Raw genomic sequence first — 15,156 nt, forward strand, 5'->3', positions numbered from 1 at the left:
AACCTCCGACGGTAGTTTGTCGACACTGTGTTGTCGGTACTATGCCGTCGCTATGAAGTCGCTAATACTACGCCCAAAGAGGAAAAATCACCGGCCATGTCTTCTCGCAACTCATCTGACTCCATGTTTGACGAACGGACCAAGCAGAGCGAGCAGCCTCAGAATTCACGCGTCCACGGCACGCGCCGCGCAATCGCGGCCATCGCTATGGGCGCGTTTGCTATTTCTCCTATTGCAGCCTGCAGCAATGATGCAGACAACGACGCGGCGTCGTCGTCAAGCAGTGCAAGCGCGGTCAGCACTACGTCGAGCGAAGAGAAGACCTTTGAAAAGCAGCAGGTCGCTAAGCTGAATGCGGCCGCGAATGTGCGGCCGGCTGCGATGGCTAAGCTGCCGGAGGGTTTTGATCTGCAGTCACACCGTGGTGGTCGCGGTGAGTGGACGGAGGAGTCCAAGCAGGCGATGATCAACTCGTTGGAGCTGGGCGTTACGACGTTGGAGCTGGACATCGTCCTGACGAAGGATGGCGTGCCTATGGTCTGGCACGATCCGGAAATCCAAGACGACAAGTGCTCGGACACCGAGCCAGTGACGGAGGGGGATCCGCAGTACCCGTACGTCGGCAAGCTCGTACATGATCTCACCTATGAGCAGGTACAAACCCTGGTCTGCGACAAGAAGCTCGAGGACTTCCCGGATGCGGAGCCAATCAAGGGCAATAGGATGATGACCCTGCCGGAGCTGTTCGAGCTGACTAAGGACAACCAGGACATCCACTTCAACATTGAGACCAAGATCGAGGGCGAAAAGCGCGCTGACTCGGCAGAACCGCAGGAGTTCGTCGATGTGATTCTCGACGAGATTGACCGCGCGGGTGTGGCTGATCGTGTGATGATTCAATCCTTCGATTGGCGCTCGTTGCCGCTGGTCGCGGAACGGAACCCGGAGATTCCGCTGGTCATGCTGTGGGACGAAACCACCTGGAAGAAGGATTCTCCTTGGATCGGCGATGTCAATTACGACGAGGTCGATGGCGACATCATCGAGGCCGCCAAGCAGCTCGGCGTGCAGGTGCTCTCACCGACGCACAGCATTCCTTACGGCAAGACACCGTCGGATTCTGACTACCACCCGGTCGCCACGCCGGAGCTGATTTCCCGCGCACACGAGGCCGGCATGAAGGTGGTGCCGTGGACGGTGAACGAAAAGGAGACCATGCGCGAGCAGATTGCCGCTGGTGTCGATGGCATCATCACCGACTACCCGACGCGACTGCGCGAGGTCTTGGCCGAGCTGAATATGCCGCTGCCAGAGCCCGCTCCGGTGGGTGATGCAGCGATGTCGACGAACTAGTAAACCCGGCTAGCACCAGCGAAAACTCGTCTGTATCCCTGTTTTGCCCGTGTTTAGCTCTGCGGGCTGAGCGTGTTTCGTGTCACACTTGACCTTATGACGCGTTTGAAAGTGCTTGCCGACGTTGACACGGGTATCGATGACAGTCTTGCTCTCGTCTACCTCGCGGGGTTGCATACCGCAGGTGAGATCGAGCTGGTGGGTGTGACCTGCGCAGGTGGTAACACCACTGCGGCATGGTCTGCCCGTAATACCAAGTACATGCTGAATCTTTGTGGTTGTCCGGAGGTTCCGGTCGTCAGCGGTTTCGAGGGGCCCGCTGACCGTGAACTGACCACCACGCCTGAGACTCATGGCCCGTACGGGCTGGGCTACAACCTGGCACCACCGGCCGTCATCTACGAACCGGGGCGCTCAGGAGCGGCGGATCCGCTGGCGCTGTGGCGACGAGTCATCGAGCAGGCACGGTCGACGGGGGAGAAGGTGCACCTGCTGGTCACTGGCCCTATGACCACCTACGTGGCCGCTTTGAAGAAATACCCAGAACTCATGCGGGAGCTCGACGGCGTGACCATTATGGGCGGTGCTGTGGACTACCACGGTAACGTCACCGAGTTTGCGGAATGGAACTTCTGGGTCGACCCCACCGCGGTCACCGAGGTGTTCGGCACCGCAGGTGCTGTGGCCGTCGAGCGCCCGGAGGATGCCGTGCGCAGCATCGCCACCGCCGCAGGCGCGCCGGTGCCGACGCTGGTTCCGCTCAATGTCACCGAGACCATCACCATTAGTGATACTGAGATTGAATCCTGGCGAGATGCCGGTATGAACTCGGAGCTGCTGCGTGTTCTGCGCCGCTCGCTGAAGTTCTACTTTGAGTTCCACCAGGGAGTTGGAGTCGGTTACAAGGCGCAGGTTCATGACCTCTTCGCTGCGATGGTGGCCGTCGGTGCGGTGACAGGGGAAGTGGAGAAGATGCGCCTCGTGGGCGTCGATAGGCGAACTTTTGCAGATGAGCCTGCGCGGCGCGGACAGGTGGTGGAAGATCCTGCCGGTTCGGTGGCGAATGTTGTCCTGGCCACTGACCGTGAGGTGGCGCTGGCTGAGTTCCAGCGGGTGTTCCCGCGCTAGGTTCCCGCCCGGGCCCGCCGCAGTGAATCCGCTCGCTGTCGTATGCTGGAGACAATCAATTTCACAGCTGCTGGTTGTGCAGCGTACGTGCCGTAGACGAAAGCGAGTTTATCTCGATGTTCACCCCTGAAGTCACCGGAACCCCGTACCAGCCGGAAGCAACGCGAGTTCTGCTGCTCGGCTCTGGCGAGCTCGGCAAGGAGGTGACCATTGCTTTCCAACGTCTTGGCGTTGAGGTGCACGCTGCCGATCGCTACGAGCATGCACCGGCACACCAGGTCGCTCACCACGCCTACGTCTTGAATATGTCGGATTCCAGTGCACTGCGGGATCTGATTCTCCAGGTCAAGCCCCACTTCATCGTCCCCGAGATCGAGGCCCTGGCAACCGAGGTGCTGGAAGAGGTTGAGGAAGACGAGACGCTGGACGTCACCGTTATTCCAACCGCACGGGCGACTCAGCTGACCATGAACCGAGAGGGTATTCGCCGTCTGGCTGCGGAAGAGGTTGGGCTGCCGACTTCCCGCTATCACTTCGCCTCCAGCTTTGATGAATTCACCGCAGCTGTCGATGAGATTGGCTTCCCGTGTGTGGTCAAGCCGGTCATGAGTTCCTCGGGCAAGGGGCAGTCCACGCTGCGTTCGCCGGAGGATGTCCAGGCCGCGTGGGATTATGCCATGAGTGGCGGCCGCGTCGAGTCCGGCCGCGTCATTGTGGAGGGCTTCGTCGATTTCGACTACGAGATCACGCTGCTGACCGTGCGCTCCGTTGATCCGGAGACCGGCGAGGGGGCAACGTGGTTCTGTGAGCCCATTGGGCACCGTCAGCAGGACGGCGACTACGTTGAGTCATGGCAGCCGGCTGCCATGAGTGAAAACGCCCTGGACAATGCGCGCTCTGTCGCCGCGCGCATCACCAACGCGCTGGGCGGTCGCGGTATCTTCGGCGTCGAGCTGTTTGTCCGCGGCGATGAGGTGTGGTTCTCCGAGGTCAGCCCGCGTCCGCACGACACCGGCATGGTCACCATGGGCACCCAGCGTTTCTCTGAGTTCGAGCTGCACGCGCGTGCAGTGTTGGGTCTGCCTATCGACGTCACGCTGGTGTCCCCGGGAGCCTCCGCTGTGGTCTACGGCGGTGCTGACATCGAGCAGCCGGGCTACACCGGGCTGACGGAGGCCATGGCTATTCCGGAGACTGATATTCGTATCTTTGGTAAGCCGGTCGCTGGCCCGCGTCGCCGCATGGGCGTTGCTGTTTCAACCGCGGATTCTGTCGATGCTGCTCGTGAGCGTGCATCGGAGGCGGCATCAAAGATTAAGGTCGTCGAACTGGGCTAGTTCGACGACCTAGTGTGCGCTGCTGGTGTTGCTTGGGAAAGGAACGCTGCAGCGCACTTTTTTGTGCCCGCTGTGGTGCGTAAGCTACTTGATCTACTTGGACTTCTGTACCGGTGGCTCGGCCGACCAGGGGAAGACGATCCAGTCATCGGTGTGCTTCCAGACGTAGTCCGGTGCAATCTCCGAGCGGGACTTGCCGTAGAGCACAGCGGAACGGACTTCAGCGCCGTGCTTCTTGAGTAGGTCGAGCACCAGATGCAGCGTGCGACCGGAGTCAGCCACATCGTCGACGACCAGCAGGCGGCGGTTGGAAATCGATTCGATGTCCAGCAGCGGCTCCAGCAGAACCGGATCCGGCAGGGTCTCCGCCACGTCGGTGTAGAACTCGACGTTGATGGCGTCAGAGAGCTTGACGCCCATGGTGTAGCTGAGTGCGCCTGCTGGCAGCAGGCCACCGCGGGCCACGGCGATAATAATCTCCGGGTCGAAGTCCGAGTCGACAATCTGCTGTGCCAGTTCACGGGAGGCGACGCCGAAGCCTTCCCAGGTCAGAACTTCCTTGACGTCCAGGTTGGATGAGTCTGCATGATAAGCCATGTATTAACTCTAATCCGAAAATCGACTGACGTGCATAATCAACTGTCCGGTTAGACCCGATGCGCTAGCTCGCGACGGTCTCCACAACAGCTTCGTGCACAGCTTCGGCCACGTCATCGGCATCTGGCTGCTTTGCGACGACCGTGGAGGCCGTAACCATGTCAGCCCACTCGACCAGCTTCTTGCGCTCGCGGCCTTCGGCTTCGCCCGCGGCACGCTCGGCGGCGTCGAGTGCGTGCCAGCCCTCCCAGGTGGTGACCTGGAGGCCCTTGTCGGCCAGGAACTCGTCGACGTCGTTATGCGTGGGCTTTGCAGGTGCGGCCAGGCGACCTGCCTCCCAGTCGGCGATGAGGTTGCCGACAGCTTCGTTGGCATCGCCCTTGGTGTTACCGATTAGGCCGACCGGGCCACGGCGAATCCAGCCGGTGGTGTACAGGCCCTGGATGTGGTTGCCGTCGATGTCGTCAAGCACGCGGCCGCCGGCATCTGGGATGGTGTGCGTGCCGGTGTCGAACGGTACGCCGGTGACTGCGTCGGAGCGGTAGCCGACTGCGCGGTAGACCGCACCGACCGGCCATTCGGTGAACTTGCCGGTGCCGCGGACGCCACCCTCGCCGTCGAGTTCGGTGCGTTCGGTGCGGATAGCGCTGACGTGCTGTACTCCATCTTCACCGGTCTCGCCGATGATTTCGACCGGGGACTCGAAGAAGTGGATGAAGAGCTTGTGCGGGGCGCCCTTTGGCTCGCGGATGGCGTAGTTTTCCAGAATCGTACAGACCTGATCGGTGATCTTGGACTCGCGACGGGACGTTTCGGAGGCGGCATCGTACTGGATGTCCTCCGGATTCACGACAACCTCAATGGTGTCAGAGTGGTCCAGTTCCTTCAGCTCCAGTGGAGTGAACTTTGCCTGAGCCGGACCGCGACGGCCAAAGACATGGACTTCGCGGGCGGCATTCTTTGCCAGGCCGTCGTAGACGTTGTCGGCGATTTCGGTGACGTGCAGCTCATCGGCAGTCTTGGCGAGAATACGGGCGACGTCGAGGCCCACGTTACCGACGCCGATCACAGCGACCGACTCAGCAGAGAGGTCCCATTCGCGAGCAAACTCCGGGTGGGAGTCGTAGAAACCTACGAACTCACCGGCGCCGTAGTGCTCCGGCAGGTCCGAGCCCGGGATGTTCAGATCACGGTCGCCGGTCGCGCCAGTGGCGAAGATGATGGCGTCGTAGAACTGGCGCAGTTCATCAACGCTGACCTGCTTGCCGACGTCCACGTTGCCCAGTAGTCGAACCTGCGGCTTGTCCAGCACTCGGTGGAGGGACTTAATGATGCCCTTGATTCGCGGGTGGTCTGGCGCAACACCGTAGCGGATGAGGCCGAACGGCACTGGAAGGCGCTCGTAGAGGTCGATGGCGACATCGCGGCCGGACTTCATCAGCGCGTCGGAGGCGTAGATACCGGCCGGACCCGAGCCAACCACGGCTACACGCAGCGGCGTGGTGGAGTTGGCGAGATCGGGCAGTGAGGAAGCGGCCGTGTTCTGGGCTGCAGTCTGGTCGTTGGTCATTGGGTGGAATCCTTTTTCTACGTTTTCTTTGTCGCGATTGCTTATCGTAGACCAATCGGTCTATGCTTGCTGAAACAGAATATAGACAAACTGGTCTACAAAAAGCAAACACAAAACACCGCAAGAATCACTGCTTTGGCTTGAGAGGGTTTTGCTGCGTATTGCTTCTGCTGAACGAGGTCTAAAAGAGCTTGTCGTGCGGACGTCGTGGCAACGGCAGGCTCTGGTTGGGTAAGCGGGGAAGGGCTTGTCATGGAAAAACTCATAGTCTTCGTGCTAATCGGCCTTGGCGCGCAATTAGTCGATGGCACTCTGGGGATGGCTTTCGGTGTCACCGCTACTTCGCTGTTTATTGTCGCTGGTAGTAGTGCTGCCACTGCGTCGGCGGTGGTTCACGTAGCAGAGGTGGGTACGACACTGGCCTCCGGTATTTCACACTGGCGATTCGGCAATGTCGACTGGCGACGCGCGCTGAGTCTTGGCGTGCCGGGTGCTATCGGTGCCTTTATTGGTGCGACCTTTTTGGCGAATCTCGACGGTGATGCTGCGACGCCTGTGACCTCGACAATCTTGCTTTTCCTCGGTCTGTGGGTGATTATCCGCTTCGCCTTTTTGGCCAGTGTTAAGCGCAAGAAGAAGGCCTGGGGGCCGAAGAAGCTCGCTCCGCTGGGGCTCTTTGGTGGCCTGCTTGATTCCACTGGAGGTGGTGGTTGGGGGCCTGTTACCACCTCAACTTTGCTCGGCGCTGAGGCTGACCAGCCGCGCAAGATTATCGGTACTGTCTCTGCGGCGGAATTTCTCGTTGCCTCGGCGGCTGTACTGGGCTTTTTGCCCAAGCTGCGGGAGGAATTCACCCAGCATGCTGCACCGGTAATTGGTTTGTTGTGTGGTGGTGTGATTGCGGCCCCTTTGGCTGCGTACCTGGTGGGGCGCATTAATCCGCGGCTGCTTGGAATTGCGATCGGCGGCGTGTTGGTGGGGCTGAATATTCGCACTCTGTTTTCGTCGCTGGTTTCTGGGGGCGTGCTGGCAACGGTGCTGCTTGTGTGGGCTTTTGTTGTCGTCGCGCTGGTGCTGTGGGCGCGTTCGCACGACACTCTTCCGGGTTTTCGTCAGCGGATCCAGCTTGAGCCGACTTCTCAGTCTTCCTCGGCTGATGTGCCTAGTTCTGGATCTCCATCACCCGCTTCGGTTGATGCCGGGGCCGAGGATGCTTCTGAAGGTGTCAAAGTGGGTGCGAAAAACGGTGTCCGCGTGGGCGAAGCGGGGGTCCGCTAGGTATCCGAGCGTGTCCCGGCTTGCACTAGCCAGACTGGTCGGTCTAATGTTGCCTGCAATGCAACGTAGACCAAACGGTCTATAAAGATTAGAAACTAATTCGGTCAACGAGAACAAAACGAAAGTGATTCGGTAGATTCCCCATGAGCTCTCCTACGAAAACCGCCGAGCGTCCAGCTTCCGCAGCGGCTACCCGACGTAAGAAGCGCGCACCGAAGCCACAGGGGCAGTGGCTTATCGACGGCCGCGAGCCACTTAACGACGACGAGCGCATTAAGAAAGAAGATGCTGGCATCGCCGTTAAGCAGCGTGTTATCGACATCTACTCCAAGCAGGGGTTTGACTCCATCCCCGCGGAGGACCTAGCGCCTCGCTTTAAGTGGATTGGCCTCTACACCCAGCGCAAGCAGGGGCTTAGCGGTGAGCACACCGGCGTGAAGACCAACGCCGAGCTGCAGGACAAGTACTTTATGCTCCGCGTCCGCCTCGACGGTGGCCAGACCACCACCGAGGGCATTCGCACCATCGGCGAGATTTCCCGCGACTTCGCCCGCGACACTGCGGACTTCTCCGACCGCCAGAACGTCCAGCTGCACTGGATTCGCGTCGAAGATATGCCGGAGATCTGGGACCGCCTTGAGCGAGTTGGTCTCGACACCAACTTTGGCTGCGGCGACGTTCCCCGCGTTATTCTAGGCAGCCCGGTTGCCGGTGTTGCGGCCGATGAAATTGTCGACGGCACCAACGCCATCCGCCGCATCAAGGAGGAGTACCTCTCCGGCGACGAGTTCTCCAACCTACCGCGTAAGTTTAAGTCGGCAGTTTCCGGTTCCCCGCGTCTCGATGTCACCCACGAGGTCCAGGACGTTGCCTTCGTCGGTGTCAATCATCCAGAGCACGGCCCCGGTTTCGACGTTTGGGTCGGTGGTGGTCTCTCCACCAACCCGATGCTCGCCCAGCGTCTCGGCGCCTGGATCCCAGAGGACGAGGTTCCCGAGGTATGGGCGGGCGTGTGCCGCATCTTCCGGGACTACGGCTACCGTCGCCTGCGCAATCGTGCGCGTCTGAAGTTCCTCGTTGCCGAATGGGGCGCGGAGAAGTTCCGCCAGGTACTCGAAGACGACTACCTCAACCGCAAGCTTATCGACGGCCCCGCACCCGAACCTTTCGAGGGCGACCGGGACCACATCGGCGTGCACAAGCAGGCCGACGGTCTCAACTACGTCGGTGTTAAGCCCGCTGTTGGCCGTGTTCCGGGCTCTGACCTGGTCAAGCTCGCCGACATCGCCGAGCGCCACGGTGTTTCCCGCGTCCGCACCACCGTGATGAAGGAGCTCATTCTCCTCGACGTCGCCGACGACCAGGTCGACTCCCTGCTCGCAGAACTCGACGAAATTGGCCTGTCTGCCAAGCCTTCTGCTTTCCGACGGGGCATCCTGGCCTGCACCGGCCTAGAGTTCTGCAAGCTCGCACTTGTCACCACGCGCCAGCGCGCAATTGATTTGGTGGGCGACTTGGAGGAACGCCTCGGTGACCTCGACGTCCCAATCACCATTGCGCTCAATGGCTGCCCGAATGCCTGCGCCCGCACGCAGATTGCCGACATCGGACTCAAGGGGCAGATTGTCACCGACGACGAGGGCAACCGTGTCGAGGGTTTCCAGGTTCACCTCGGTGGTTCGCTGGGGCTCGATGCCAACTTCGGCCGCAAGGTTCGCGGACACAAGGTCACCTCGGCAGAACTGGGTGACTACATCGAGCGCGTCGTCAATCACTTCAAGGAGCAGCGCCACGAGGGTGAACAGTTCCGCGAGTGGATTGTCCGCGCTGATGAGGAGGACCTGAAGTGAGTGAATCTCCCAATGGGGTTCGGTCGCAGGGGCCGTCGTCAAGCGAAAAAGACGAGACGCCAGCGCGACTGGGAATCGGTGGCCGAAGCGCACACCCCAATCCGAACCGGGGTGCGGTGATGCATTGCCCTTACTGCGGCGGTGATGATCTGTGGCCCGACCTGGAAACCGATTACGCCTGGCAATGCCGCGAATGCTGCCGGGTATTCACAGTGAAACTGCACGGACATATCGATAGAAAGGTGGCGTCATGAGCACGGGACTGAAAACCGCTGAGGTCATTAAGACTCAGGAGGCGCTCGCGCGTGAAGACGCGCTGGACAACCCGGAAACTGCTCGCCGTCTGATTGAGCTCGCACTGGAGTGGGGCTCCAAGCTGGAGACCGCCACTGCTGGGGAAGTACTGGAATGGGGTGCGGAGCACCTGCACACGCCACTGGCTGTGACCCTGTCGATGCAGGACACAGTGTTGGCGGAACTGGCTGCTCGGCACGCGCCGGAGGCAGATCTGATTTTCCTGGATACCGGTTACCACTTCCCGGAGACCCTCGACGTGGCAGAGCAGGTCGCACAGCGTTACGACAACCGACTGCTGTCGATTGAGCCGAAGCGCACCCGCGCCGAGCAGGACGCCGAAGAGGGCGTTGATCTGTACAAGACCGACCCGACGCGATGCTGCGCATTGCGGAAGGTCGAGCCGCTGTCTGCCGTGAAGCGCCCCTACGAGGGCTGGGTCACAGGTCTGAAGCGCGTCGACGCGCCGACCCGCGCACACACGCCGGTACTGGAGATCGACAAGACTGGTCGCATCAAGCTCAACCCGTTGGCCACCTGGACAGATGAGGATGTTGCCCAGTACATCGAGGACAACGACCTCATTGTGCATCCGCTGACGCAACAGGGGTTCCCGTCGATTGGCTGCGCGACATGCACCGCGCGAGTGGCAGAGGGTGCGGATCCGCGCTCGGGTCGCTGGGCGGGCTCCGAGAAGACTGAGTGCGGATTGCACCTCTAGTTCGAGCGGCTAGCAGACAGCTACTTGCCGCCAGCCACTAGCCGCCCGCCGATAACCGATATCAGCTAAAACAGCGCAGTTACAACAGCCAACACAGCCCAACAGAAAGAACCCCCATGACTAGCTCAACCACCGTTTCCGTACAAAACCGCCTCGACCCGCGGCTTGCCGAGCTCGAAGCCGAGGCCATCGACATTATTCGCCAGACCGCCGGTCAGTTCGACCGTCCGGCACTACTTTTCTCCGGCGGAAAGGATTCCGTCGTCGTGCTCGAGCTGGCCAAGCGCGCCTTCGCACCGGCGGGTATCCCGCTGGAGCTGCTCCACGTCGACACCGGCCACAACTTCCCCGAAGTTATTGAATTCCGCGACAAGATTGCCGCTCAGCCGGGCATCAAGCTGCACGTAGCCAAGGTCCAAGACTGGATCGACAGCGGCGTGCTCACCGAGCGTGCCGACGGCACCCGTAACCCCTTGCAGACAGTGCCGCTGGTGGAGACCATTGCCAACCGTGGTTACGATGCCGTTCTCGGTGGCGCCCGCCGCGATGAGGAGAAGGCCCGCGCCAAGGAGCGCGTGTTCTCCGTCCGAGACTCCTTCGGTGGTTGGGATCCACGCCGTCAGCGCCCTGAGTTGTGGGGTCTCTACAACGGTCGCCACGCCGCCGGAGAGAACGTTCGCGTTTTCCCGATCTCGAACTGGACCGAGGCCGACGTCTGGGCCTACATCGAAGCCCGTGACATCGAACTGCCGCCCATCTACTTTGCCCACGAGCGTGAGGTGTTCAACCGCGGCGGTATGTGGTTGGCGCCGGGCGAGTGGGGTGGCCCCCGCGACGGCGAGACCCTCGAGGTTCGCACCGTCCGCTACCGCACTGTCGGTGACATGAGCTGCACCGGCGCTGTCGAATCGACTGCCACCACTATTGCGGAGGTCATGGAGGAACTTCGCACATCCAAGCTCACCGAGCGCGGCGCTACCCGCGCAGATGACAAGTTGTCCGAATCCTCCATGGAAGACCGCAAGAAGGAAGGTTACTTCTGATGAGCCAGCCAAATTCCCCAGCTACCCTGATTACCGCTGACCGCGCCACTCGCGCTCGTCGCACTCTTCGCCTGTGCACCGCTGGCTCCGTGGACGACGGTAAGTCCACCTTCGTCGGTCGCCTGCTGCACGACACGAAGAACATCCTCGCTGACCAGTACGAGGCCGTCGTCGCCTCCTCACAGGCGCGCGGTCAGGAAAACCCTGACCTGTCGCTGCTGGTCGACGGCCTGCGTGCCGAGCGAGAGCAGGGTATCACCATCGACGTCGCCTACCGCTACTTCGCCACCGACGTCCGCTCGTTCATCCTCGCCGACTGCCCTGGTCACGAGCAGTACACCCGAAACACGATTACCGGTATGTCCACCGCCGAGGCCGTCGTTTTGCTTATCGACGCGCGCAACGGCGTCGTGACGCAGACCAAGCGTCACGCAACGGTGGCCGGCCTGCTGGGTGTCCGCCACGTCATCTTCGCGGTCAACAAGATTGACCTGTTGGACTACAGCGAAGATGCCTTCCGCAAGATTGAGTCGGATGTGGCAGCGCTGGCAGAGCGCCTGGGTCTGCAGAACACCTTCGTTGTTCCGGTGTCGGCTCTGGTCGGCGACAACATTGTCGATCCTTCCCAGCACACCCCGTGGTATGAGGGTCCGACCGTGCTGGAACTGCTGGAAAACCTCAACATCGGTGCCGATCTGGAAACCGATGCCGAGGCCGACCTGCGTCTGCCCATCGACTACGTCATTCGTGATCACGCCACCGAGTACCGCGGTTACGCTGGCCGTATCGCCGCAGGTAGTGTGCGTGTGGGCGACACTGTCTCCGTGGACGCTAACCGTCAGGCGACCGTCACGAAGATCACTGTGGCAGCTGAGGACGTCAGCGAGGCCGTAGCCGGTCAATCCGTGGCCATCAGCCTGGATGCCGAGTTCGACCTCGCCCGCGGTGACCTTATCAGCGGCACCCGTCCGGAGGACGTCCGCCGCTTCTCCGCCGTGGCTGTCCACCTTGCGGACAAGCCGCTGGCAGTCGGTCGTGTCGTTGAGGTGCGCTACGGTGCCGCGCTGGTGCGTGGGCGTATCGCTTCCGTCGATGCTCTTATCGACATCGAGACCGGTGAGCCCACCGGCGTTGCCGACCAGCTCGCGGTCAATGATGTCGCTGAGGTGACCATCGAGGTCGCGCAGCCGCTCCCGGTCGATGCCTACCGCGTCGGTGGTCGTGTCGGTGCCTTCCTGCTTATTGAGCCGGGCACCGGTGACACCCTCACCGCTGGCCTCGTGCGTGGCGCAGCTCAGTAGAGCTGCCAGATAGAGAAACCAGAAAGCACAGCTAGCGAGCCTGAGGAGACCATCGATGACCGCACTGATTCTGCTTGCGCACGGTTCTCGGCACTCAGAGACCAAACCGGTGCTCGAAGACGTGGTCGCGCTCGTGCGCGAGAAGATGCCGCTCACCCGTCTGGATGCGCCCTCTCAGATTCGCCTCGCCTGGCTGGACCTCGACGAGCCCTCACTGGATACCGTCTGTGCCGAGCTCGCCGCTGCCGGCGAGACTCAGGCACTGGCCGTACCGCTGCTGTTCACCGATGCGTTCCACTCGCGAGTCGACGTTCCCGAGCAGGTTCGACTCTGCGATCGGCATGGTGTTGACATCACAGTGGCTGAAGGACTCGGGCTTGGCGACGGCACGAAGCGCGCCGTCGTAAAGCGAATCATCGAAGCGGCGGAGAATGCATCTTTTTCCTGGCCGGTCGATGCGCTGGTGATGGGGGTCGGCTCCTCTGATGAGGATGCCAATGCGGCGGTGCACCAGTTTGCGGCAAACCTTGGCGGGATGCTGCCGGGACATGTGAGCGCGGCATTCGTGGTCGGTCCTGAGAAAATCAAGGGAGCCGATGCTGTGGCCGCGGCACAGGAGCGCGCGGCCAAGCGTGGTCGCGGACTCGTAGTGGTGCCGCTGTTTACCGCGCCGGGCCTACTGTGGGATCGAGTCATCGATGCGGGCGCTACCGACGGTGCCGGCCAGGTGGCTTTTGGTGAGCCATTGGCCGAGCTGTTGGCGCCGATTGTGTGCTGCCGCTGGGACTCGCGCGCCGCGTATACGGACGTGAAGGTAGTGGCGTAGCCGGCGCTTTTTATCCGCCCTAGTTACTCGCCGTTACTCGCCCTTGGAGTGGTTGACCATCTCATCCCACTCGACATACTTCTTGCGTTCGCGGCCCTCGGCCTCGCCGGCGGTGCGTTCGGCAGCATCGAGCTTGTGCCAACCTTCCCAGTCCAGGTAGTCGATACCCTTGGACTCCAGCAGCTCGTTGACAGCGGACAACTCCGGCTTCGACGGGTTGAATTTCTTGCCCTCTGCGGCATCGGCCAGCAGATTGGCCACGGCCTCGTTGGCATCGCCCTTGGTATTACCAATCAGGCCGACCGGTCCGCGGCGAACCCAACCGGTGGTGTAGAGGCCAGTGATGGCCTCGGCTGCTTCATCCTCGGTGTTGTCGGATTCGATGACTCGACCACCGACGTTGGAAATGACATTCTTCACGTTGTCGAACGGGATACCCGGCAGCGCATCAGAGCGGTAGCCCACGGCGGAGTAGACAGCGCCGACCTTCCAGTCGGTGGTCTCTCCGGTCGGCCGCAGCCCGCCAGCACCGTCGTATTCCATGCGCTGAGTGCGCAAGCCTGTCACATGCTGCTGGCCGTCGGTACCCTCCTCGCTGAGGATTTCCACTGGCGACTCGAAGAAGTGAATGTAGAGCTTGTGCGGTGCGTTCTTCGGCTCACGGATGGCGTAGTTCTCCAGGATGGTGCAGACCTGGTCGGTGATCTTGGAGTTGCGGCGCATGATCTCGGATGCAGAGTCGTAGTCAATATCGCGTGGATCGACCACGACCTCTACGTTCGGCGAGTAGTCCAGTTCCTTGAGCTCCAGCGGAGTGAACTTGGCCTGTGCCGGCCCGCGACGACCGAAGACGTGGACTTCCTTGGCCTTATTTGTCTTCAGAACTTCGTAGACATTGTCCGGAATCTCCGTGACGTGCAGTTCCTCGCCGGTCTTGGCCAGAATGCGGGAGACATCCAGCGCGACATTACCGACGCCGACGACGGCCACGGACTCCGCCGAGAGGTCCCAGGTGCGCTCAAAGAGCGGGTTGCCGTCGTAGAAGCCCACGAATTCACCTGCGCCGAAGTGCTCCGGCAGGTCCGCTCCCGGAGTGGGCAGTGCGCGGTCGCCGACGGCACCGGTGGCGAAGATGACGGCGTCGTAATGCTCCTTTAATTCGTCGAGCGTGATGTCTTTACCGAACTCGACATTGGAGAACAGGCGGAGCTCCGGCTTTTCCATCACGCGGTGCAGGGCCAGAATGATGCCCTTGATGCGCGGATGGTCAGGGGCGACACCATAGCGAATAAGCCCGAATGGAGCCGGCATCTTTTCAAACAGATCGACTTCCACGTCAGTGCTGGATTTCATCAGGGCATCGGAAGCATAAACACCGGCCGGGCCAGAGCCAATTACGGCAACGCGGAGCGGGCGATTCATGAAGTCTGTCCTTCTTTCTCTAATGCTTTACGACGGCCACGAAGCCGCGGCGTAAGTAGCTGCCAGCGGTGACCTCGTGGGGGAAAGGAGTTATTGGTGAGCTATCGGTTTATTCGACATTCCCAATGGTAGCGCCCCCAATCGTAGCGATAACTTACGAAAAATCGAGAGGCGAGCATCACATCATCGGTGAGATGCTTTTGAAGGCGTACAAAACTAAATGTGACCTTAGTCACGTCCAATGTGGGAATTTGGGATAGTTCACTAGAAAAACCGCCTAAAAGGCGCGATTGTGCGGGAAAATTGTTGGAATCTGTGGGGAAAAGTGTGGCTACCAGGGGTAACCAAAGAGGTTTGAGTCCGTCGTGAGATGTAAGGTGACTCACAATAAGATGAAAATAATGATTTGGGACTCAGCGGGATTGGAAGCTCAGCA

General features: G+C 60.8%; 12 protein-coding genes. 9 read left to right on the forward strand and 3 right to left on the reverse strand.

From position 1 onward, the window contains the following. Positions 1 to 96: 96 nt before the first annotated feature. The 3 genes from QKE19_RS03555 to purT all read left to right on the forward strand — a co-directional run bounded on the left by QKE19_RS03555 (position 97) and on the right by purT (position 3,818). Complete coding sequence (locus tag QKE19_RS03555; RefSeq protein WP_187404482.1) at positions 97 to 1,353, forward strand: glycerophosphodiester phosphodiesterase family protein; 1,257 nt, start codon at positions 97 to 99, stop codon at positions 1,351 to 1,353. Positions 1,354 to 1,449: 96 nt separating this feature from the next. Continuing rightward, complete coding sequence (locus tag QKE19_RS03560; protein ID WP_347890380.1) at positions 1,450 to 2,481, forward strand: nucleoside hydrolase; 1,032 nt, start codon at positions 1,450 to 1,452, stop codon at positions 2,479 to 2,481. A 116-nt stretch (positions 2,482 to 2,597) separates the two neighbouring features. Further along, positions 2,598 to 3,818, forward strand: coding sequence for a formate-dependent phosphoribosylglycinamide formyltransferase (gene purT, locus QKE19_RS03565; protein WP_049169873.1), 1,221 nt, complete (start codon positions 2,598 to 2,600; stop codon positions 3,816 to 3,818). 93 nt (positions 3,819 to 3,911) lie between these two features. Here the strand turns inward: purT and QKE19_RS03570 are convergent, their stop codons facing one another. Both QKE19_RS03570 and QKE19_RS03575 read right to left on the reverse strand, forming a co-directional pair. Next, positions 3,912 to 4,415 carry a phosphoribosyltransferase gene (locus QKE19_RS03570; RefSeq protein ID WP_048734520.1) on the reverse strand — a complete coding sequence of 168 codons (504 nt, stop codon included), beginning with the start codon at positions 4,413 to 4,415 and terminating at the stop codon, positions 3,912 to 3,914. A 64-nt stretch (positions 4,416 to 4,479) separates the two neighbouring features. After that, positions 4,480 to 5,985: an FAD-dependent oxidoreductase gene (locus QKE19_RS03575; RefSeq protein WP_069358961.1), complete on the reverse strand. Its 1,506-nt coding sequence runs from the start codon at positions 5,983 to 5,985 to the stop codon at positions 4,480 to 4,482. A gap of 252 nt (positions 5,986 to 6,237) precedes the next feature. On the opposite strand from QKE19_RS03575, the gene QKE19_RS03580 reads away from it, so the two are divergent. The 6 genes from QKE19_RS03580 (at position 6,238) to QKE19_RS03605 (ending at position 13,298) form a co-directional block, all read left to right on the forward strand. Beyond that, positions 6,238 to 7,263: a sulfite exporter TauE/SafE family protein gene (locus QKE19_RS03580; RefSeq protein ID WP_049169877.1), complete on the forward strand. Its 1,026-nt coding sequence runs from the start codon at positions 6,238 to 6,240 to the stop codon at positions 7,261 to 7,263. 143 nt (positions 7,264 to 7,406) lie between these two features. Continuing rightward, on the forward strand, positions 7,407 to 9,113 hold the full coding sequence (locus QKE19_RS03585) for a nitrite/sulfite reductase (protein WP_016421533.1): 1,707 nt from the start codon (positions 7,407 to 7,409) through the stop codon (positions 9,111 to 9,113). Positions 9,114 to 9,363: 250 nt separating this feature from the next. Beyond that, the gene (locus QKE19_RS03590; RefSeq protein WP_048734528.1) at positions 9,364 to 10,128 is read left to right on the forward strand and encodes a phosphoadenylyl-sulfate reductase; all 765 of its coding nucleotides are present in this window, start codon (positions 9,364 to 9,366) and stop codon (positions 10,126 to 10,128) included. Between the two features lie 116 nt (positions 10,129 to 10,244). Beyond that, on the forward strand, positions 10,245 to 11,171 hold the full coding sequence (cysD, locus tag QKE19_RS03595) for a sulfate adenylyltransferase subunit CysD (RefSeq protein ID WP_038626730.1): 927 nt from the start codon (positions 10,245 to 10,247) through the stop codon (positions 11,169 to 11,171). Further along, on the forward strand, positions 11,171 to 12,472 hold the full coding sequence (locus tag QKE19_RS03600; RefSeq protein WP_347890382.1) for a GTP-binding protein: 1,302 nt from the start codon (positions 11,171 to 11,173) through the stop codon (positions 12,470 to 12,472). Before cysD ends, QKE19_RS03600 begins: the two co-directional genes overlap by 1 nt. A 55-nt stretch (positions 12,473 to 12,527) precedes the next feature. Further along, positions 12,528 to 13,298 carry a CbiX/SirB N-terminal domain-containing protein gene (locus QKE19_RS03605; RefSeq protein WP_347890383.1) on the forward strand — a complete coding sequence of 257 codons (771 nt, stop codon included), beginning with the start codon at positions 12,528 to 12,530 and terminating at the stop codon, positions 13,296 to 13,298. Positions 13,299 to 13,331: 33 nt separating this feature from the next. Here the strand turns inward: QKE19_RS03605 and QKE19_RS03610 are convergent, their stop codons facing one another. Next, a complete protein-coding gene (locus tag QKE19_RS03610) occupies positions 13,332 to 14,720 on the reverse strand; it encodes an FAD-dependent oxidoreductase (protein ID WP_347890384.1) in 1,389 nt (462 codons plus the stop codon). Between the last annotated feature and the right edge of the window lie 436 nt (positions 14,721 to 15,156).

The sequence above is a fragment of the Corynebacterium sp. c8Ua_99 genome, assembly GCF_039907185.1.
Taxonomy (GTDB): domain Bacteria; phylum Actinomycetota; class Actinomycetes; order Mycobacteriales; family Mycobacteriaceae; genus Corynebacterium; species Corynebacterium jeikeium_D.